A 20,250-nucleotide genomic window follows, 5' to 3' on the forward strand; every position below is an offset into this window, starting at 1 on the left:
AGGGTACATATGTATCTTGCTTTTTTGTATGGAAGGATTTAAATGAATTTGGATAAAAAGAGGTAAGAACGTAAAGACTACGTAATGATACTTTTACAATATAGTATTTCTTCTATCTATTCAAACGCAGGATGATATTAGCTGTGAATCGCGGTTAATAATTAGGATAGATATATCGTGCTTTAAGTGTTCAATCTAAATTACAGCGAGGTGTAGCGAAGTATATGTCAAAACGTTTAGATGAAATTAAAAGCGAATTAGATCACCATCTTGGACAGCGACTTATGTTAAAAGCAAATAGTGGAAGAAGAAAAACTGTGGAGCAATCAGGTGTACTAGCAGAAACATACCGTTCCGTTTTTGTTGTACAATTGGATCAACAAGAAGATGCGTTGCAACGTGTATCTTATAGTTATGCAGATGTTTTAACAGAGACAGTAGAGTTAACATTTTATGGAGACCCTCATAATGAGGTCATTTTATAATCCATATATCATTACATATATTCCCATAAATGAAAAGCTATATTATTTTGCATACTAACTATACCGTAGCAAAATAAGGAGGGACTCTGCATTGAGTAGACGAAGAGGTGTCATGTCAAACCAATTTAAAGAAGAGCTAGCAAAAGAGCTTGGCTTTTATGATGTTGTTCAGAAAGAAGGATGGGGCGGAATTCGTGCGAAAGATGCTGGTAACATGGTGAAACGTGCTATAGAAATTGCAGAACAGCAATTAATGAAACGAAACCAGTAGTTGTAAGATACTTTCTGTGCTACGGTAGCCGAGGAGACATTCCTCGGCTTTTTGTACTCTAAAAGGTGCCATCATTTTACATAAGTAGTTTCATTCTGAATGCTTTTCGTTATAATTAGGGAAGTGTCATCGTCTTACTATAAATTTATGGTAAAATAAACGATAAAAGATTGAGTACATAGAGTGGGTGAATAGATTGAAGCTACTAGTGAAAGCACCAGCAAAGATTAATCTGTCGTTAGATGTACTGGGAAAAAGACAAGACGGATATCATGAAGTGAAAATGATTATGACAACCATTGATTTAGCAGATCGTCTAGAACTAACGGAATTAGCAGAAGACCGTATTGAAATTTTATCCCATAATCGGTATGTCCCAGACGACCAACGAAATTTAGCTTATCAGGCAGCGAAATTATTAAAAGAGAAGTTTAATGTAAAAAAAGGTGTATCTATTACTATTGAAAAAACGATTCCAGTAGCAGCTGGATTAGCAGGTGGAAGTAGTGATGCAGCAGCGACATTACGTGGTCTTAATAAATTATGGAATTTAGGGCTTACAATTGATGAGTTAGCAGAGCTTGGTGCAGAAATTGGATCAGATGTATCGTTCTGTGTATACGGAGGCACAGCAATTGCCACTGGAAGAGGAGAGAAAATTGAGCATATAAAGACTCCGCCTTCTTGTTGGGTTATTTTAGCGAAACCACATATAGGTGTATCTACTGCTGATGTGTATGGAAATTTAAAGTTAAATCGAGTTACACATCCAAATGTAGATAAAATGGTTGATGTCATAAATTCTGGTGATTATAAAGGAATTTGTGATACTGTTGGTAACGTTTTAGAAGATGTAACATTTGGAATGCATCCTGAAGTTGCCCGTATTAAATCACAGATGAAGCGATTTGGAGCAGATGCTGTATTAATGAGTGGAAGTGGTCCAACTGTATTTGGACTTGTACACCATGATTCACGAATGCATCGCATTTATAACGGATTAAAAGGATTTTGTGAACAAGTCTATGCGGTACGTTTATTAGGAGAGCGAGAAACGCTTGAATAAAGACGTATAATACGTTATGATTTGTTTAGAATATTCGTGATTTGAGGTGAGAGTATGAAAATTAGAAGAAGTACAAGATTAGTCGATATGACTTATTACTTGCTACAAAACCCTCGTCAGCTAGTATCTCTCACTTTTTTTGCTGAAAGGTATCAATCGGCTAAGTCTTCCATTAGTGAAGATTTAGTTATTATTAAGCAAACGTTTGAACAACAAGGGGTCGGCACATTGCAAACGATACCAGGAGCAGCAGGAGGAGTGAAATATATACCGTATATAAGTGAAGAAGAGGCAGATCTAATTATTGATGAGCTTTGTGGCTTATTTGAAAACCCAGATCGTATTTTGCCTGGCGGTTACTTATACATGACAGATTTATTGAGTAATCCTCGCCATATTAATGGCGCAGGTCGTTTGTTTGCTTCTGTTTTTGCTAGGCAACCAATTGATGCAGTTATGACGGTGGCAACGAAGGGGATTCCACTTGCTTATGCAGTGGCAAATTACTTAGATGTACCAGTTGTAATTGCAAGGAAAGATAATAAGGTAACAGAAGGTCCGACTGTTAGTATTAACTATGTGTCGGGTTCTTCTAAACGAATTCAAACAATGACGTTAGCAAAACGCAGTCTTCCAGAAGGGTCGAATGTTTTAATTATTGATGACTTCATGAAAGCTGGCGGAACAATTCAAGGTATGATGAGTATGCTAGAAGAATTCAAGGCTAATGTTGTTGGTATTGGTGTATTAGTAGAATCCACAGATATTGAAGAACGACTAATTAATAATTTTGTATCATTAATTCGTCTATCGGAAGTTGATGTGAAAGAAAAAACGATTCAAGTGGAAAAAGGGAATTATTCTCTTGCACCATTTGATGAAGGGCTTGTAGAGGCGGAATAAAAGATAGAGCAGATAGCTCTATCTTTTTTATTTTATTTATAGATTATAAAATAGATGGACAAACTGCCTTTCGTACACTATTTTTAAAGAGTAAAATAAATAATAAAAGGGTGAAAAGTATGAAAGTTGTTCAAACAAGCAAGGCACCACAAGCAATTGGACCTTATTCACAGGGGATTATTGTAAATAACATGTTCTATAGCTCAGGACAAATTCCATTGATGGCAAATGGGGAGCTTGTAACAGGAGATGTAACAGTACAAACAGAACAAGTATTTCAAAATTTACAAGCGGTATTAGAGGAAGCAGGTGCTTCATTTGATACAGTCGTAAAAACAACAGTATTTTTAAAGGACATGGATGATTTTAATGCTGTGAATGAAGTGTATAGCTCTTATTTCTCTACTCATAAACCAGCTCGATCTTGTGTGCAAGTAGCAAAATTACCGAAAGATGTTTCCGTTGAAATTGAAGTAATCGCCCTAGTTAAGTAACCTTTTGTAAGCGATAACCTCCACTAATCTCTATATTCAACTACTTTAAAAATTTTTATCTTAAAAATTTTTAAAAAATTAAAGGGAAAATAGAAAATTTGTGGAATTTATACAAATATATCGCTTATTTAGAAAAGGGTGGTGAACACAAGATGGAAGTGACTGACGTAAGATTACGCCGCGTAAACACAGAAGGCCGCATGAGAGCAATTGCCTCTATTACTCTAGACCATGAATTTGTTGTTCATGATATTCGTGTAATTGATGGTAATAATGGATTATTTGTAGCAATGCCAAGTAAACGTACTCCAGATGGAGAGTTCCGTGACATTGCACATCCAATTAATTCTGGTACACGCTCTAAAATTCAAGATGCGGTTTTAACAGAGTATCATCGTTTAGGCGAGTTAGAAGAGGTTGAGTTTGAAGAAGCAGGTGCTTCGTAAAATTCGAATGAAAAGGGCTTTTGACAAAAAGCCTTATAATTTTGTAGCAAACTCCTGTAAGCATTTACAGGGGTTTGTTTTTTTTGCTTTATATTTGGAAACTGTATAATTTATTAACATAAAAAGAAGAAACTACTAATTTTTTCAAAATCATTTTAAATAGTATAGCTTATTTCTTAAAAAAGATACTAAAGAGTAAAACATCTTATAAGAATTATGGTAAAATTTAATAGTTAAAATGTGTTTCTTGAAATATATGATGATTTAGGATAATATCTTTAATGGATAAATAGGTTGCGATGGAGGGTCTATATGTCAAACAGATTTGCAGTGATTCTAGCTGCAGGTAAAGGCACACGTATGAAGTCTAAGCTATACAAAGTGCTGCATCCTGTATGTGGAAAACCTATGGTACAACACGTAGTCGATCAAGTATCTCAATTAGGATTGCAGAAACTTGTAACGGTTGTTGGACATGGTGCTGAAATGGTACAAGAACAGCTAGGGAACGTAAGTGAATTTGCATTACAAGCAGAACAACTTGGTACAGCACATGCTGTAGATCAAGCTGCAAGTGTACTTGCAAATGAAGAAGGAACAACTTTAGTTATTTGTGGTGATACGCCTCTAATAACTGCTGAAACAATGGAAGCATTACTTCAGCAACATAAAGAAGCAGGAGCAATGGCGACGGTGCTAACAGCATACATAGAAGAGCCTGCTGGATATGGCCGTATTGTTCGTAATGAGAATGGTCATGTTGAAAAGATTGTTGAGCATAAAGATGCAAATGAGAAAGAATTAGCTATTAAAGAAATCAATACAGGTACGTATTGTTTTGATAATAAGGCTTTATTTGCTTCACTTTCTAAAGTTTCAAATGATAACGTGCAAGGTGAATATTACCTTCCAGATGTTATTGAGATTTTAAAAAATGAAGGTCATATCGTATCAGCTTATCAAACAGAGCAGTTCGATGAAACGTTAGGTGTTAACGACAGAGTCGCTCTATCGCAAGCGGAAATTATTATGAAAAACCGTATCAACCGAAAGAACATGGTAAATGGTGTTACAATTATTGATCCAAGTAACACTTATATTTCTGCTGATGCAATTATCGGTAGCGATACAGTTCTTCATCCAGGAACAATTATTGAGGGGAACACTGTAATTGGTTCTGATTGTGAAATTGGACCGCATACAGTAATTCGCGATAGTGAAATTGGAGATCGTACGACAATTCGACAATCTACTGTACATGATAGTAAGCTTGGTACAGAAGTATCGGTTGGTCCATTTGCACATATTCGCCCAGATTCAGTTATTGGAGACGAAGTACGCGTTGGAAACTTCGTGGAAATCAAAAAAACTGTCTTTGGTAATAGAAGTAAAGCTTCACACTTGAGTTATATCGGGGATGCACAAGTTGGAGAAGACGTGAATCTTGGTTGTGGTTCAATTACGGTGAACTATGACGGTAAGAATAAATTCAAAACTGTGATTGGTAATGGGGTATTTATTGGATGTAATTCAAACCTTGTTGCTCCAGTAACAGTTGAAGATGGTGCTTATGTGGCGGCAGGCTCTACAATTACAGAGAATGTTCCATCAAAAGCATTATCGGTAGCACGTGCACGTCAAGTTAACAAAGAAGACTATGTTGATCAATTGCTGAATAAGAAAAAATCATAATAATGTGGAGGGTTAATCTAGATGTCGACTCAATATCTAAATTCTAATTTGAAAGTATTCTCTTTAAACTCTAATAAGGAACTTGCTGAGCAGATTGCAAAGCATATTGGAGTAGGACTAGGAAAATGTTCTGTTGATCGTTTTAGTGATGGAGAAGTTCAAATTAACATTGAAGAAAGTATCCGTGGTTGCGATGTATTCATTATTCAATCTACAAGCTTCCCAGTAAACGAACATATCATGGAATTACTTATTATGATCGATGCATTAAAACGTGCATCTGCGAAAACAATTAATATTGTTATTCCTTACTATGGTTATGCGCGTCAAGACCGTAAAGCGCGTTCTCGTGAACCAATTACATCGAAACTTGTAGCAAACTTGCTTGAAACAGCAGGTGCAACTCGTGTAATCACTCTAGATTTACATGCTCCACAAATTCAAGGGTTCTTTGATATCCCAATCGACCACTTAATGGGTGTACCGATTCTTTCTGATTACTTTGAAACAAAAGGTCTTAAAGATATCGTAATCGTGTCTCCTGATCATGGTGGTGTAACTCGTGCGAGAAAAATGGCAGATCGTCTAAAAGCGCCAATCGCTATTATTGATAAGCGTCGTCCTCGCCCGAACGTTTCAGAGGTAATGAACATTATCGGTAATATTGAAGGCAAAACAGCGATTTTAATTGATGACATCATTGATACAGCTGGTACAATTACATTAGCAGCAAACGCTCTTGTTGAGAACGGTGCTTCTGAAGTATATGCTTGCTGTACACACCCAGTATTATCTGGTCCAGCAATTGAGCGTATTCAAAATTCAAACATTAAAGAGTTGGTTGTAACGAACTCTATCGTATTACCAGAAGAGAAGAAAATCGACAAAGTACATGAACTTTCAGTTGCTCCATTAATCGGAGAAGCAATCATTCGTGTATACGAAGAAGAATCTGTGAGTGTATTATTCAATTAATTGGATAGAATGAGACGTAACCAAAATTGGTTACGTCTTTTCGTATCGAAAAAAGAAAGTAGTGGTACAAGAATGAAATTGATAGTAGGACTTGGGAACCCAGGTAGAGAATATGAATTAACAAGGCATAATATTGGATTTATGGCCATTGATGAACTTGCGAAGCGTTGGAACATTTCTTTGAATGAACAAAAATTTAAAGGTGTATTTGGTGCAGGGTTTGTTAATGGAGAAAAGGTAATCTTATTAAAGCCGCTAACATACATGAATTTATCTGGGGAAAGTATTCGTCCACTTATGGATTATTATAAAATTGATGTTGAGGACTTCGTTGTTATGTACGACGATTTAGACATTCCTGTAGGTAAATTGCGTCTTCGCATGAAAGGTAGTGCTGGTGGACATAATGGTGTAAAGTCAACGATTTCGCACTTAGGAACACAAGAATTTCAACGTATCCGTATGGGAATTGATCGCCCGAAAAATGGAATGAAGGTAGTCGATTATGTATTAGGACGCTTTACATCTGAAGAGATTCCGGATGTTAACCATTCTATTGAAAAAGCAGCGGATGCATGTGAAGAGTGGCTAAATAAGCCTTTTCTTCAAATCATGAATACTTTCAATAGTTAAAAATGAGATTGGGAATATTTCTCTTTTGTTTTACCCATACTAGTAGTAATTGAATTTTTAGGAGGCTAGTATGGAAGGGTATTATTATTGCAGACACTGCGGAGGTAATGTAGGCTCCATTAACGCAGAAAAAGTATATAGCGACGTTTTATTTCAACTAACGGAGCAAGAAGTAGTAGAAATGATTCATTTTCATGAGAATGGAAATATATATATAAAAACGATTTGTGAATCGTGTCAAGAAACGCTCGCATCTTATCCTGAGTATTATGAGTATGAAAAATTTCTGCAATAAAATGTTGTCGCTTTGGCATGTCCAAAGCATTTTTCTGTTTTCCTTTTCCAAAATATTTGCATAAAATAGAATGACTTGCTCTTTATGTTGAGAGGAGTTTTAAAAATGATAGGTTTATTAGAGCAATTTTATAAAAATGAAGAGATACAATCGGTTATTAATGGGTTAGAAGATGGGTTAAAAGAACAACTTATATCAGGGATGGCAACGTCTTCTCGTTCATTATTAATGGCGGCTTTATATAAAAAAACAAAAAAATCACAATTAATCGTGACACATAACTTATACCAAGCACAAAAAGTACATGAAGATTTAGTGGCGTTACTTGGTGAAAAAGATGTGTGGTTATATCCAGTGAATGAACTGATAGCATCGGAAATTGGAGTTGCAAGTCCAGAATTGAAGGCGCAACGTATAGAAGTGTTAAATCGCTTGGCTGCGGGAGAGAATGGAATCATTGTAGCGCCAGTGGCAGGATTGCGTAGATTTTTACCAATAAAAGAATTGTGGAAGCAAAAGCAAGTTGAAATCAATCTAGGGCAAGAGATTGATTTAGATGCGCTCTTGCATACTTTACATCATATTGGCTATGAACGTAAGTCGATGGTAGAAGCTCCAGGGGAGTTCAGTTTGCGTGGGGGAATATTAGATATTTATCCTTTAACTGAAGAACTACCATTTCGTATTGAATTCTTTGATACAGAAGTCGATTCTATTCGATTATTTGATGTGGATGAACAGCGTTCTCAAGGTAAAAAAGAAAACGTTAGGTTTGGTCCGGCAACAGAGTTTTTATTTTCAAAGGAAGAATTAAAATCAGGAATTCAGCATCTTGAAGAAGGCTTGACTAAGACGATGCAAAAACTTTCTGATGATAAACTAAAGACTAAAGTGCTTGAGACGGTAAGTCATGAAATTGAGATGTTGAAAAACGGGCAAAGTATAGAACAGATGTTTAAATACTTATCTATTTTCTATAAAGAACCTGCTAGTCTGATAGATTATTTACCAGAAGATGGTGTTGTAATTTTAGATGAGATTTCCCGTATTCAAGAAACAGCATCACATCTTGAAACAGAAGAGGCGGAATGGTATATATCACTTCTTGGTGAAGGAACAATTATTCAAGATTTATCTTTCTCTCACCCATTCGAGGGGTTTCTTCATCATAAAAAAAGAAGTTTTGTATATTTAACGTTATTCTTGCGTCATATCGCACACACACATCCGCAAAATATTGTTAATGTAACATGTAAAACAATGCAAGATTTCCATGGACAGATGAATTTGTTAAAAACAGAAATTGATAGATGGAATGAAGGGCATTTTACGACTGTTGTACTCGGAACAGATGATGAACGTGTGAAAAAATTACAACATATTTTAAGTGATTATGATATTGAGGCAGATATTGTAGAAGGTACAGATATTTTATTGCCTGGAAGGTTACAAATTGCTGTAGGTGATTTACATGCAGGATTTGAAATGCCGATGCAAAAGCTTGTTGTCATTACTGAAAAGGAGCTTTTTCATAAGAAAGTTAAAAAATCACAACGTAAACAAAAGCTATCGAATGCTGAACGTATTAAAAGTTATTCGGAATTAAAAGTTGGAGATTATGTAGTTCATGTAAATCATGGTATAGGTAAATTTTTAGGTATTGAGACATTAGAGATTAATGGTGTTCATAAAGATTATTTAAATATTAAATATCAAGGTAATGATAAGCTATACGTTCCAATTGAACAAATTGATCAAGTTCAAAAATATGTAGGATCTGAAGGTAAGGATCCGAAAGTTTACAAATTAGGTGGGAATGATTGGAAAAAGGTTAAAACGAAAGTTGAAAAATCTGTACAAGACATTGCGGATGACCTAATTAAACTATATGCTGAGCGCGAAGCTTCAAAAGGCTATGCATATACGCCAGATACGGCAGAACAACAAGAGTTCGAATCATCTTTCCCATACCAAGAGACAGAGGATCAGTTACGTTCTATTGACGAGATTAAAAAAGATATGGAACGCGGACGCCCGATGGATAGGCTCCTTTGTGGTGATGTAGGGTATGGGAAGACTGAAGTGGCTATTCGTGCGGCATTTAAAGCGATTATGGATGAAAAACAAGTTGCAATTTTAGTACCGACAACGATTCTTGCGCAGCAACACTATGAAACAATTCGAGAGCGTTTTCAAGATTATCCAATCAATATAGGCTTATTAAGTAGATTCCGTACGAGGAAACAACAAAATGAAACAATTAAGGGCTTAAAGGATGGAACAGTAGATATTGTAATCGGAACACATCGTATTTTATCTAAAGATGTTACTTATAAAGATTTAGGGCTTCTTATTATTGATGAAGAACAAAGATTTGGTGTGACACATAAAGAAAAAATTAAACAATTGAAGGCGAATGTTGACGTATTAACATTAACGGCAACTCCGATTCCGCGGACGCTTCATATGTCTATGCTTGGTGTGCGCGACTTATCTGTTATTGAGACACCACCAGAAAATCGTTTCCCAGTCCAAACGTATGTAGTCGAGTATAATCCAGCGTTAATGCGAGAGGCGATAGAGCGAGAGCTTGCAAGAGGTGGTCAAGTTTACTTCCTATATAACCGTGTAGAGGATATTGAAAGAAAAGCAGATGAAATTTCGATGTTAGTTCCAGATGCCCGCGTAACGTACGCACATGGGAAAATGAACGAAAGCGAATTAGAGTCTGTTATGCTATCATTTTTAGAAGGACAGCATGATGTTCTTGTAAGTACAACAATTATTGAGACGGGTGTAGATATTCCGAATGTAAATACGTTAATTGTATTTGATGCAGATCGTATGGGATTATCACAGTTGTATCAGCTTCGTGGGCGTGTTGGACGTTCTAATCGTGTTGCATATGCATACTTTGCATATAAACGTGACAAAGTGCTGTCAGAGGTTGCAGAGAAGCGTCTACAAGCAATTAAAGAGTTCACGGAACTTGGATCTGGTTTCAAAATTGCGATGAGAGATTTATCTATTCGTGGAGCAGGTAATTTGTTAGGGGCAGAACAGCATGGATTTATTGATTCTGTCGGATTTGATCTATATTCTCAAATGTTAAAAGATGCAATTGAACAGCGTAGAGGAACAGATGGGGCTGAAAATATAGTTAATGTTGAAATTGACTTAGAGGTAGATGCATACTTACCAGATGCTTATATTTCAGATAGTAAGCAAAAAATTATGATGTATAAACAATTTAGAGGTGTTTCTGCAATTGAGGATATTGAAGAATTGCAGGAAGAAATGATCGATAGATTTGGCGATTATCCACAAGAAGTTGGTTATTTATTACAAATTGCAAATATTAAAGTGTTGGCAATGAAAGAACAAATTGAATTAATTAAGCAGAATAAATTTGAAGTAACATTCCTGTTTTCTGAACAAGCAAGTCAAAATATTGATGGTGGAAAATTATTCATGCTCGGAAATAGTTTTGGACGTATGATTGGTTTAGGAATGGAAGGATCACAATTGAAAATTGTTATGAAAACAAATGGCTTAGAGACATCGAAGTGGTTAACGATTGCTGAAAATTTATTAAAAGGCTTACCAGATGTAAAAAAAGAAGTAATAAATGCCTAAAATAAGATAAAAAAATACAATTCGACGTGCATAGAAGAACTAATGTGTAAAATACTATATCTAACAGTTGGTGATTTTTACATGAACAGGTAAATTCACCACTTTGATCATCAGTAGAAAGTGAGGCAGCATTAGAATGAAAGCAACTGGAATCGTACGTCGAATTGATGATTTAGGCAGGGTCGTAATCCCGAAGGAAATTCGTAGAACTTTACGTATTCGAGAAGGAGACCCACTAGAAATATTTGTTGATCGCGATGGAGAGGTAATTTTAAAGAAGTATTCTCCAATTAGTGAGCTAGGTGATTTTGCAAAAGAATATGCTGATGCTTTATATGACAGCTTAGGACATAATGTGCTTGTGTGTGATCGAGATTCTATCATCGCAGTATCAGGCGTATCGAAAAAAGAATACTTAAATAAAAGTGTTGGCGATTTAATTGAAAAAACGATGGAAGAACGAAAGTCTGTTATTATGACGGATGAAAGTGATATTTCCATTATTGATGGTGTAACAGAAAAGGTTCATTCTTATACAGTTGGACCAATTGTTGCAAACGGAGATCCGATTGGAGCCGTCATTATTTTTTCAAAAGAAGCTATTATAAGCGAGATCGAGCATAAAGCGGTTAATACTGCTGCCAGTTTCTTAGCGAAACAAATGGAACAGTAAGGGTATATTGATTTTAGAAGTAGCAATCTTTCCTAATTATGATCTTTCTTTTTGAGAAATCAATTATTTGGAGATATATGTATATTGAATGAAGGTAGCACTTTGCTACCTTTTTTCGTTGAATATTTTTAACGTGTAGGAACTCATTATTACCCGTGTTGGGAAGGGAGTTTGTTCTTTTCTTTATGATATAATACGAGAGGTGAGAATAGAAAAAGGAGTTTTCTTGTATGGAAGCGAAGAAGTATCAAGCCTTTTGGCGTGGGGCTATTATATTAACGATTGCAAGTTTCGTTACAAAAGTATTAAGCGCTTTTTACCGTATTCCATATCAAAATATAGCGGGGGATATTGGGTTTTATATTTACCAACAAATTTACCCGTTTTATGGATTTTGTTTAATTTTAGCTACTTATGGATTTCCTGTTATCATTTCGAAAATGGTTGCAGAACGATTAGAGCGGGGAAAACAAAAAGAAGCAGAAGAAATTATTTGTGTATCTTTTTGGTTCTTATTAGGAATTGGTTTTATAGGCTTCTTTACATTGTTTTTTGGGGCCGAAACAATTGCGGTAGCTATGGGCGATATACACTTAGATAAGTTACTACGTGTTATTTCATTTTCATTCTTATTGATGCCATTTTTGTCTGTAGCAAGAGGGTATTTTCAAGGATTTAATAATATGATGCCAACGGCTGTTTCGCAAGTAATAGAACAAACAATTCGAGTTTCTATTATTGTATTTTTATCGCTATTCCTAATTGCTCACGGATTTGATTTATATACAGTTGGTGCAGGGGCTATGTTAGGCTCAATTGCGGGTGGTCTTATTGGGATTATTGTACTTATATTGTATATGCGTCAAGATTTTCGTTCTATATTCTTCAAAAGTGCAGCGAGAATTAAGGGTAAAAGGAAGATAGTTAAAATCCTTTTTTGGCAGGGGTTAGCGATTTGTGTTAGTAATTTAGTGCTTATTTTTATACAGATGGCTGATTCAGTGTCCTTTTACAGCTTACTTATTGGTGCGGGAGAACAGGCTGAAAATGCAAAGGTATTAAAGGGTGTTTATGATAGAAGTATTCCGCTAATGCAATTAGGTACTGTTGTGACGACTTCTTTCTCGTTGTCACTTATTCCGATTATTACAGCGGCGAAGGAAAGAGGAGATCTTTCCTTTATTCAAGAAAAGGTAAAGTTAGCAGTGAAAATAACATGTGTTATTGGACTTGCAGCAGCTATTGGACTAACTTGTATTATTCAACCTACGAATATTATGTTGTTTGAAAACAGTGATGGATCAGATGTTTTATCTATTTTATCGTTATCTATTTTATTTAGTTCATTGTCAATTACGACAGCTTCTATTTTACAAGGATTGGGGCAAACGTTTAAGCCAGCATTATTTGTTGTATTTGGAGGTTGCTTAAAGTTAGCGTTAAATTATATATTCATGCCTTATTTTGGTGTGAAAGGTGCAGCCTTTGCGACTTTATGTGCGTTAATTATAATCTCTGGACTAAATACTTTGTTGCTTACGAGAGCTGTATCAGGGTCACTTATCAATAAGCGAAATATGTTAGGGATAGTAATTAGTGGTATCTGTATGGGATTTGTATTAATGATATTCACACGTGTGTTACAGATGTCTGGATTAGTAATTGATACGGAACATAGAGGAAGCGCGACACTTGAAGCGTTGTTAGGTGTAGCCATTGGCGGATTGACATATATGTTTTTTATTTTGAAATTACGTGTATTTACAAAAAAAGAATTAGGAACCGTTATGAAACAAGAGAAAAAAGAAGGTTCATTGAAGAAGAGTGGATAGAGGTGACTGGTTGTGAGTGGAATCATTACTATTTTAGGTTTAGGAGCTGGTGAATTAGATCAGCTAACGATGGGTGTATATCGAAAAATAAAAGAAGCAGACCATCTGTTTGTTAGAACGAAAGAACATCCAGTTATAGAAGAATTGGAGAAAGAAGGCGTACAATATACGTCTTTTGATGCTGTATATGAAGCACATGATACGTTTGAAATTGTATATGAAACAATTGCGAATAAATTGCTAGAACAAGCTGAAGGTACAGAAATTATCTATGCTGTTCCCGGGCATCCACTTGTAGCAGAAAGAACAGTTCAGCTACTGTTGGAAAAAGGAGAAGTTTCAAATGTTGAAGTGCGAATTGAGGGTGGACAAAGTTTCCTTGATCCTATGTTTGCAAGTCTAAAGATTGATCCGATTGAAGGATTCCAATTACTTGATGCTACATCATTTGAAAGAGGGCAATTAGAACTGCGTCAACATTTAATCTTTTGCCAAGTATATGATGCATTCGTTGCATCTGATGTGAAATTAACATTAATGGAGATGTTACCAGATGATTATGAAGTGTATATCGTAACAGCTGCAGGAACTTCATTTGAACAAGTAAAGAAGGTACCGTTGTACATGTTAGATCATGAAACGGAATTGAATAATTTAACGAGTGTGTACGTGCCGCCAGTTCAGGAGCGTGCGTCCTTGTATCAACAGTTTGATGTTCTTAGAGAAATTATTGCGGAACTTCGTGGTCCAAATGGTTGTCCGTGGGATAAAAAGCAAACACATCAATCATTAAAGAAATATTTAATTGAGGAAGCTTATGAAGTGTTGGAAGCAATCGATGAAGAGGATGATGATCACTTAGTAGAAGAATTAGGTGATATATTATTACAAGTTATGCTTCATGCTCAAATCGGAGAAGATGAAGGTTGGTTCTCTATAGATGATATCATTCGAACTCTATCTGAGAAAATGGTTCGTCGCCATCCGCATGTGTTTGGAAATACGGATGTAAACAGCGCTGATGAAGTGATTGCAAATTGGGAAGAAATTAAAAAACAAGAAAAAGGATTCGTGAAAGAATCTGTTTTAAATGGCGTTCCCAAAAGTTTGCCGCAGTTACTACGCGCCTATGAAATTCAGAAGAAAGCTGGTAAGGTTGGATTTGATTGGGTTGATGTGCAACCGATGATAGAGAAAGCTTTGGAAGAATGGCAAGAGTTCCAACAAGAGGTTACAAATATGGATGAGAAAAAGATGCTGGGTGAGTTTGGTGATTTACTATTTGCATTTGTTAATATAGCTCGTCATTACAAAATAGATCCAGAAGAGGCGTTACGTTCAACTAATGAGAAATTTACTGGTCGTTTTTTATACATGGAGGCAAAAGTAGCTGAAATGAATAAAGAGATGAAAGATTTATCATTAGAACAGTTAGATGTTTTATGGGAAGAAGCGAAACAGACAGAGCGTTAATAGGGGGATTTGATATGCGTCTAGATAAGTTTTTAAAAGTATCACGTTTAATTAAAAGAAGAACATTAGCGAAAGAAGTAGCTGATCAAGGAAGAATATCTATTAATGGTCAAGTGGCAAAAGCAAGTTCTGATGTGAAAGTAGCTGACGAATTAACAATTCGTTTTGGTCAAAAAATAGTGACTGTGAAAATAAATGAATTAAAAGAAACAACTAAAAAAGAAGATGCAGCAAATATGTATAGCTTAGTTCGTGAAGAAAAAGTAAAAGCGGAAGAAGGCTTGTTCTAAAATCATTTATCCCCTCATACATTACTATTAGCTAGTAAAAACCTATGGGGGGATTTACGTGAATAATGGTTACTCACCTACGTCTTCTAATCAACAAAATGTTTCTGTAGAGCATGACATTATTATGCGTGGCAGGCGTATAATTGATATTACCGGTGTGAAGCAGGTAGAGAGTTTTGATAGCGAAGAGTTTTTACTAGAGACCGTAATGGGTTTTTTAACAATTCGTGGTCAAAATTTACAAATGAAAAATTTAGATGTGGAAAAAGGTATTGTGTCGATTAAAGGGAAAGTTAATGAGATGCTGTATATTGATGAAAATCAAGGGGAAAAAACTAAAGGTTTCTTTAGTAAGTTGTTTAAATGAGCTTAACAATTCAGTTGTATACAATGCTTTCAATGATTGGAATGGGTGCTTGGATTGGAGCGTCTTTAGATACATATCAACGTTTTTTAAAGCGCCAAGAACGTAAACGTTGGCTTGTATTTATACATGATATATTATTTTGGATTGTCCAAGCATTATCCGTCTTTTATGTATTGCTTCTCGTAAATGAAGCTGAGCTACGTATATATGTGTTTTTGGCATTATTATGTGGTTTTGCGGCATATCAAAGCTTACTGAAGGCACTATACATGAAGCTGTTAAATTTTCTCATCTATATTTTTATGCAAACAACATATTTTTTTGTTCGAATTATACAGCTACTCATGATAAAACCTGTTATTATTATAGCGCAGCTATTTATTGCATTTATATTATTCTTATTTCGTATACTGCTTTCAATTGGACATGTGTTATGGAAAATGGTGATTTGGATATTACTTTTCATATGGAAAGTTTTTTTCTGGCCTGTTCGATTTATTGCTTCGCTCATATGGAAACTTCTCCCTAATCGTGTTAAACTTTTTATAGTGAAACATATAGGGTTCCTGCAATATATAGCAAAATTGAAGGGACATATCTTCCAACTATGGGAGCATATAAAAAAGAAGTTAGGGGGACCTCGGAAATGAGGGAACTGAGACAAAGAACAATCGAAAAACAGAGTCCAAATCCTGTTAAAGAGCATATAATACAAACGGATGAGAACAGGAAGCGACTTTATCGCCGTTTAGCGGTTTTTCTTGTCTTTACTTTTACAATTATTGCGAGTATTAGTGTAACGTTTTATCAACAAAACAGTTCCATTAAAGCAAAAGAAGCAAAAGTTAAGGACATGAAAAAAGAACTGGATTCATTAACGAATAAAGAAAAAAGTCTAAAAGACGAAGTTCAAAAGTTAAATGATGAAGAGTACGTATTAAAGATTGCTAGAAGGGATTATTTCTTCTCTGGTAAAGGGGAGATAATTTTTCCTGTTTCTAAGTAGAGTATGTCTTATTGACACTATATTTTAGGATTATATATAATAAAGTAAAATTTGACTTTTTAACCACTAAGGAGGAGCATTTTTTTTATGTCAATCGAGGTAGGCAGCAAGTTACAGGGTAAAGTAACAGGTATTACAAATTTTGGGGCTTTTGTGGAGCTGCCAGAGGGCTTAACGGGTCTTGTTCATATTAGTGAAGTTGCTGATAACTATGTAAAAGATATTAACGATCACTTAAAAGTGGGCGACCAAGTAGAAGTAAAAGTTATTAATGTTGAAAAAGATGGAAAGATTGGTTTATCTATCAAAAAAGCGAAAGAACGTGAAAAAACAGAAGGAGATCGTCCACGCGGTGAATACCAACGCGGTGGTGATCAACAACGTTCTGGACGTCCACAACGTAATAATCGCTCTTTCAACAGAGATAATCGCGGTGGCGGTAACGACCGAGCTCCGAAAGAAACATTTGAGCAAAAGATGGCACGCTTCTTAAAAGATAGCGAAGATCGTTTAACTTCTTTAAAGCGTAACACAGAGTCTAAACGTGGTGGCCGTGGCGCGCGTCGCGGATAATAAGGACGTTTAGTTTTTAACATATAGAGAGGTACCCAGAGTGATGGCTCAGGGTGCTTTTTTATATGTTAAAAATATTTTTAAAAAAGTTTTTGAGATGTGTTGACTTTAATTAGTATCTGATGTAAGATACTAATTGTCCGTTAAATAAGACGACATGGCGGTGTAGCTCAGCTGGCTAGAGCGTACGGTTCATACCCGTGAGGTCGGGGGTTCGATCCCCTCCGCCGCTATATTTAATTTAACGGCCCGTTGGTCAAGTGGTTAAGACACCGCCCTTTCACGGCGGTAACACGGGTTCGAATCCCGTACGGGTCATCTAAAAAGATCATGCAAATTTGCATGATCTTTTTTTGTTAAATAAATTAAGATATACAACACTTCTACAAAATCACCCTATATTTTCTGAATATTTAATTAAAATCTCAAAAATACCTTACATACCGTGTATATCTGTAGAGTTATTTCGAATAAAAAGTCGAACGATTATAAAAGTGAAAACTGTTGTTTTGACAAAAAAACCAACAATCATCTTTTATAATGACAGTAATTAAACTATGCAGGTGGTGTTAAAAATATGCCTAAAGCAGGAAGGAATACTATGAATACAAGTGCATTGGCAATGAATGAGAGTCAGCTTGGAGGAATAAAGTGGACGAGTAAGTTGCGAATGAAATTTGAGCAAGTTTTCTTTAGATGGGGATTTATTATTGTTGTTATTGGTTTTCTTTTGGGACGAGCATATATATTAACAAATATTTTACCGTTTGCACTGCCGTTTTTTGCTGCTGTTTATGTTATGAAGCGGGATAAGATGCCGCTAGCATTTTTAGCTCTAATGGGAGGAGCTCTTTCGGTATCGATAGATAATTTGTTTTTTACCTTTGCATCTATCTTTACCTTCTTCATTTATAATATCTTCTTTAGTCGATTTACACGTAAAACTGTTGGACTTGTTCCATTTCAAGTATTTATCTCCGCATTAACCGCACACTTAGTTGTTGTATATTTTGCGCAACAAACTGTCACCATGTACGATTTACTCGTTAGTACCATTGAGGCTGGGCTTAGTTTCGTATTAACTATGATATTTTTACAAAGCGTCCCGCTTTTAGTGGAAAGGAAAGGAAAACAACAGGCATTAGAGACGGAAGAAATTGTTTGTTTGATTATATTACTAGCATCTGTTTTAACGGGTACAACAGATTGGTTTGTATATGATGCTTCTATTCAACATATTTTTACAAGGTATTTAGTGCTAGTATTTGCATTTATTGCAGGTGCTGCCACAGGATCCACAGTAGGGGTTGTAACAGGACTAATATTAAGTTTAGCAAATGTGTCTAGCTTGTCTCAGCTTAGCCTTCTTGCTTTCTCTGGATTGCTTGGTGGATTGTTAAAAGAAGGGAAGCGTTTAGGTGTTAGTTTAGGTTTATTAATTGGGACAAGCTTAATTACATTATATGTGGACAAACAGACAAATATTGTAACAACTTTAATTGAGTCAGGTGTAGCGATTGTTATCTTCTTATTAACACCGAAGCTTGTTTTGGATCGTATTGCTAAATTTATGCCAGGTACACAAGAGCATTCGCAAGACCAACAACAATATTTAAGAAGGATGCGTGATGTTACAGCAAATAAAATCAACCAATTTGCAAATGTATTTGCTGCTTTATCTAATAGCTTTTCTGTATATGGGTATGTAGAGGAAGAAGATAAAGAGACAGAAGCAGATTTGTTTTTGAGTACAATTACTGCGAAAACATGTCAAACATGCTTTAAAAAGGATCAATGCTGGGTAGTGAATTTTGATAAAACGTACGATTATATGAAACAAATAATGAATGAAACGGAAGAAGGAACCCTACAACATAATCGTAAATTAGTTCGTGAGTGGGACAAGCATTGTGTGAGAGGGAAAAAAGTGACGGATTTAGTAGCGGGTGAATTAGATCACTTCTATGAGGGACAAAAATTACGAAAACAAATGAAGGAAAATCGTAGAATAGTAGCGGAGCAACTATTAGGTGTATCAAAGGTTATGGAGGATTTTGCTAAGGAGATACAACGAGAGCGTGAAAATCATCAAGTGCAGGAAGAACAGATTATGCAAGCATTCCGTGATTTTGGTGTCGAAGTAGAGCATGTTGATATTTATTGTTTAGATAGAGGAAGTATTGATATTGAAATGTTAATTCCAGTTGCATCTAATGAACATGGTGAATGTGAAAAGTTAGTTGCACCGATGCTTTCGGATATCCTTAAAGAAAATATTGTCGTTAAACATGAAGAAAAGTCTTCTTATCCAAATGGCCATAGTTTAATATCATTTGGTTCGGCGAAGACGTATTCTCTTGATACAGGATTGGCTACAGCTGCAAAAGGCGGTGGATTTGTTTCGGGTGACTCTTATGCGATGATGGATTTAAGTGTTGGTAAATATGCACTTGCAATTAGTGATGGTATGGGGAATGGGCAAAGGGCTCATATGGAAAGTAAGGAAACGGTGAAATTATTACAAAAAATACTCCAATCGGGCATTGATGAAGAAATAGCAATTAAGTCTATCAATTCAATTCTTTCTTTGAGAACGACAGAAGAGATGTTTACGACGTTAGATTTAGCTATGGTAGATTTGCGGGATGCGAGTGCAAGGTTTTTAAAGATTGGATCGACGCCGAGTTTTGTTAAACGCGCAAATAATATTTTGAAAATTGAAGCAAGTAATTTGCCGATGGGAATCATTGAAGATGTTGAAGTTGATGTGGTGGGTGAACAATTAAAAACGGGCGATATTCTTATTATGATGAGCGATGGGATTTTTGAGGGAGCACAGCATGTGGAGAATCATGAATTGTGGATGAAACGAAAAATTAAAGAATTGCAAACCGAAGACCCGCAAGAAATTGCTGATATCATTATGGAAGAAGTGATTCGCTCTTGTGATGGTTATATAAATGATGATATGACTATTGTAGTGGCAAAAGTGAAGAAAAATATGCCGAAGTGGGCTACGATTCCGATTGTAGGAATGCAGGCGCAGTAAAATGTAAGTGGAATGTTTATCTATAATTTGATTTTAAAAACCTAGGTGAATACCTAGGTTTTTTTGTGGAAAAAGGTAATGTTATTAATTT

At 35.6% G+C, this 20,250-nt stretch carries 20 protein-coding genes and 2 tRNA genes; all 22 read left to right on the forward strand.

Going from position 1 to position 20,250, the window contains the following annotated elements; translation table 11 throughout:
- Window positions 1-224: 224 nt before the first annotated feature.
- A complete protein-coding gene (gene veg, locus ABWK52_RS07610) occupies window positions 225-485 on the forward strand; it encodes a biofilm formation stimulator Veg (protein WP_000044347.1) in 261 nt (86 codons plus the stop codon).
- Between the two features lie 91 nt (window positions 486-576).
- Complete coding sequence (sspF, locus tag ABWK52_RS07615; protein WP_002094215.1) at window positions 577-756, forward strand: acid-soluble spore protein SspF; 180 nt, start codon at window positions 577-579, stop codon at window positions 754-756.
- Window positions 757-952: 196 nt separating this feature from the next.
- Window positions 953-1,822 carry a 4-(cytidine 5'-diphospho)-2-C-methyl-D-erythritol kinase gene (gene ispE / locus ABWK52_RS07620; protein ID WP_000772104.1) on the forward strand — a complete coding sequence of 290 codons (870 nt, stop codon included), beginning with the start codon at window positions 953-955 and terminating at the stop codon, window positions 1,820-1,822.
- A 54-nt stretch (window positions 1,823-1,876) separates the two neighbouring features.
- A complete protein-coding gene (gene purR / locus ABWK52_RS07625) occupies window positions 1,877-2,725 on the forward strand; it encodes a pur operon repressor (RefSeq protein ID WP_000702466.1) in 849 nt (282 codons plus the stop codon).
- Window positions 2,726-2,844: 119 nt separating this feature from the next.
- Window positions 2,845-3,219 (forward strand): RidA family protein, encoded by a 375-nt coding sequence (locus ABWK52_RS07630; protein ID WP_000869811.1) that lies wholly within the window; start codon window positions 2,845-2,847, stop codon window positions 3,217-3,219.
- A gap of 152 nt (window positions 3,220-3,371) precedes the next feature.
- Window positions 3,372-3,665 (forward strand): septation regulator SpoVG, encoded by a 294-nt coding sequence (gene spoVG / locus ABWK52_RS07635; protein WP_000454041.1) that lies wholly within the window; start codon window positions 3,372-3,374, stop codon window positions 3,663-3,665.
- Window positions 3,666-3,977: 312 nt separating this feature from the next.
- Window positions 3,978-5,357, forward strand: coding sequence for a bifunctional UDP-N-acetylglucosamine diphosphorylase/glucosamine-1-phosphate N-acetyltransferase GlmU (gene glmU, locus ABWK52_RS07640; RefSeq protein WP_000071039.1), 1,380 nt, complete (start codon window positions 3,978-3,980; stop codon window positions 5,355-5,357).
- Window positions 5,358-5,378: 21 nt separating this feature from the next.
- Window positions 5,379-6,332, forward strand: coding sequence for a ribose-phosphate diphosphokinase (locus tag ABWK52_RS07645; protein WP_000107420.1), 954 nt, complete (start codon window positions 5,379-5,381; stop codon window positions 6,330-6,332).
- Between the two features lie 72 nt (window positions 6,333-6,404).
- Window positions 6,405-6,965, forward strand: coding sequence for an aminoacyl-tRNA hydrolase (pth, locus tag ABWK52_RS07650; protein ID WP_000767702.1), 561 nt, complete (start codon window positions 6,405-6,407; stop codon window positions 6,963-6,965).
- Window positions 6,966-7,035: 70 nt separating this feature from the next.
- On the forward strand, window positions 7,036-7,260 hold the full coding sequence (locus ABWK52_RS07655) for an anti-sigma-F factor Fin family protein (protein ID WP_000399438.1): 225 nt from the start codon (window positions 7,036-7,038) through the stop codon (window positions 7,258-7,260).
- A gap of 105 nt (window positions 7,261-7,365) precedes the next feature.
- On the forward strand, window positions 7,366-10,896 hold the full coding sequence (gene mfd / locus ABWK52_RS07660; RefSeq protein WP_098542417.1) for a transcription-repair coupling factor: 3,531 nt from the start codon (window positions 7,366-7,368) through the stop codon (window positions 10,894-10,896).
- Between the two features lie 136 nt (window positions 10,897-11,032).
- A complete protein-coding gene (spoVT, locus tag ABWK52_RS07665; RefSeq protein WP_000648302.1) occupies window positions 11,033-11,569 on the forward strand; it encodes a stage V sporulation protein T in 537 nt (178 codons plus the stop codon).
- A gap of 230 nt (window positions 11,570-11,799) precedes the next feature.
- Window positions 11,800-13,401, forward strand: coding sequence for a putative polysaccharide biosynthesis protein (locus ABWK52_RS07670; protein WP_000387588.1), 1,602 nt, complete (start codon window positions 11,800-11,802; stop codon window positions 13,399-13,401).
- Between the two features lie 12 nt (window positions 13,402-13,413).
- Window positions 13,414-14,874: a nucleoside triphosphate pyrophosphohydrolase gene (mazG, locus tag ABWK52_RS07675; protein ID WP_000014241.1), complete on the forward strand. Its 1,461-nt coding sequence runs from the start codon at window positions 13,414-13,416 to the stop codon at window positions 14,872-14,874.
- A gap of 14 nt (window positions 14,875-14,888) precedes the next feature.
- On the forward strand, window positions 14,889-15,164 hold the full coding sequence (locus ABWK52_RS07680) for an RNA-binding S4 domain-containing protein (protein WP_001234876.1): 276 nt from the start codon (window positions 14,889-14,891) through the stop codon (window positions 15,162-15,164).
- Between the two features lie 58 nt (window positions 15,165-15,222).
- Window positions 15,223-15,531 (forward strand): sporulation protein YabP, encoded by a 309-nt coding sequence (yabP, locus tag ABWK52_RS07685; protein ID WP_001059104.1) that lies wholly within the window; start codon window positions 15,223-15,225, stop codon window positions 15,529-15,531.
- The gene (gene yabQ / locus ABWK52_RS07690; protein WP_000059777.1) at window positions 15,528-16,181 is read left to right on the forward strand and encodes a spore cortex biosynthesis protein YabQ; all 654 of its coding nucleotides are present in this window, start codon (window positions 15,528-15,530) and stop codon (window positions 16,179-16,181) included. The genes yabP and yabQ overlap by 4 nt, the downstream gene beginning before the upstream one ends.
- Window positions 16,178-16,537: a cell division protein DivIC gene (gene divIC, locus ABWK52_RS07695; protein ID WP_001208739.1), complete on the forward strand. Its 360-nt coding sequence runs from the start codon at window positions 16,178-16,180 to the stop codon at window positions 16,535-16,537. Before yabQ ends, divIC begins: the two co-directional genes overlap by 4 nt.
- Before the next feature lie 87 nt (window positions 16,538-16,624).
- Window positions 16,625-17,110, forward strand: coding sequence for a S1 domain-containing RNA-binding protein (locus tag ABWK52_RS07700; protein WP_000021451.1), 486 nt, complete (start codon window positions 16,625-16,627; stop codon window positions 17,108-17,110).
- A gap of 159 nt (window positions 17,111-17,269) precedes the next feature.
- Window positions 17,270-17,343: transfer RNA gene (locus ABWK52_RS07705), tRNA-Met, on the forward strand.
- A 13-nt stretch (window positions 17,344-17,356) separates the two neighbouring features.
- A tRNA-Glu gene (locus ABWK52_RS07710) sits at window positions 17,357-17,428 on the forward strand.
- Window positions 17,429-17,687: 259 nt separating this feature from the next.
- Window positions 17,688-20,159 carry a stage II sporulation protein E gene (spoIIE, locus tag ABWK52_RS07715; protein ID WP_001123552.1) on the forward strand — a complete coding sequence of 824 codons (2,472 nt, stop codon included), beginning with the start codon at window positions 17,688-17,690 and terminating at the stop codon, window positions 20,157-20,159.
- Window positions 20,160-20,250 lie beyond the last annotated feature (91 nt).

The sequence above is a fragment of the Bacillus sp. AP50 genome (genome assembly GCF_040492675.1).
Lineage (GTDB): Bacteria > Bacillota > Bacilli > Bacillales > Bacillaceae_G > Bacillus_A > Bacillus_A cereus.

Excerpts from the sequence above, each read along its gene's own strand:
- veg (WP_000044347.1), top strand. The coding sequence starts at position 225 with ATGTCAAAACGTTTAGATGAAATTAAAAGCGAATTAGATCACCATCTT.
- purR (WP_000702466.1), top strand. The coding sequence starts at position 1,877 with ATGAAAATTAGAAGAAGTACAAGATTAGTCGATATGACTTATTACTTG.
- ABWK52_RS07630 (WP_000869811.1), top strand. The coding sequence starts at position 2,845 with ATGAAAGTTGTTCAAACAAGCAAGGCACCACAAGCAATTGGACCTTAT.
- spoVG (WP_000454041.1), top strand. The coding sequence starts at position 3,372 with ATGGAAGTGACTGACGTAAGATTACGCCGCGTAAACACAGAAGGCCGC.
- glmU (WP_000071039.1), top strand. The coding sequence starts at position 3,978 with ATGTCAAACAGATTTGCAGTGATTCTAGCTGCAGGTAAAGGCACACGT.
- ABWK52_RS07645 (WP_000107420.1), top strand. The coding sequence starts at position 5,379 with ATGTCGACTCAATATCTAAATTCTAATTTGAAAGTATTCTCTTTAAAC.
- pth (WP_000767702.1), top strand. The coding sequence starts at position 6,405 with ATGAAATTGATAGTAGGACTTGGGAACCCAGGTAGAGAATATGAATTA.
- ABWK52_RS07655 (WP_000399438.1), top strand. The coding sequence starts at position 7,036 with ATGGAAGGGTATTATTATTGCAGACACTGCGGAGGTAATGTAGGCTCC.
- mfd (WP_098542417.1), top strand. The coding sequence starts at position 7,366 with ATGATAGGTTTATTAGAGCAATTTTATAAAAATGAAGAGATACAATCG.
- spoVT (WP_000648302.1), top strand. The coding sequence starts at position 11,033 with ATGAAAGCAACTGGAATCGTACGTCGAATTGATGATTTAGGCAGGGTC.
- ABWK52_RS07670 (WP_000387588.1), top strand. The coding sequence starts at position 11,800 with ATGGAAGCGAAGAAGTATCAAGCCTTTTGGCGTGGGGCTATTATATTA.
- ABWK52_RS07680 (WP_001234876.1), top strand. The coding sequence starts at position 14,889 with ATGCGTCTAGATAAGTTTTTAAAAGTATCACGTTTAATTAAAAGAAGA.
- yabQ (WP_000059777.1), top strand. The coding sequence starts at position 15,528 with ATGAGCTTAACAATTCAGTTGTATACAATGCTTTCAATGATTGGAATG.
- divIC (WP_001208739.1), top strand. The coding sequence starts at position 16,178 with ATGAGGGAACTGAGACAAAGAACAATCGAAAAACAGAGTCCAAATCCT.
- ABWK52_RS07700 (WP_000021451.1), top strand. The coding sequence starts at position 16,625 with ATGTCAATCGAGGTAGGCAGCAAGTTACAGGGTAAAGTAACAGGTATT.
- spoIIE (WP_001123552.1), top strand. The coding sequence starts at position 17,688 with ATGCCTAAAGCAGGAAGGAATACTATGAATACAAGTGCATTGGCAATG.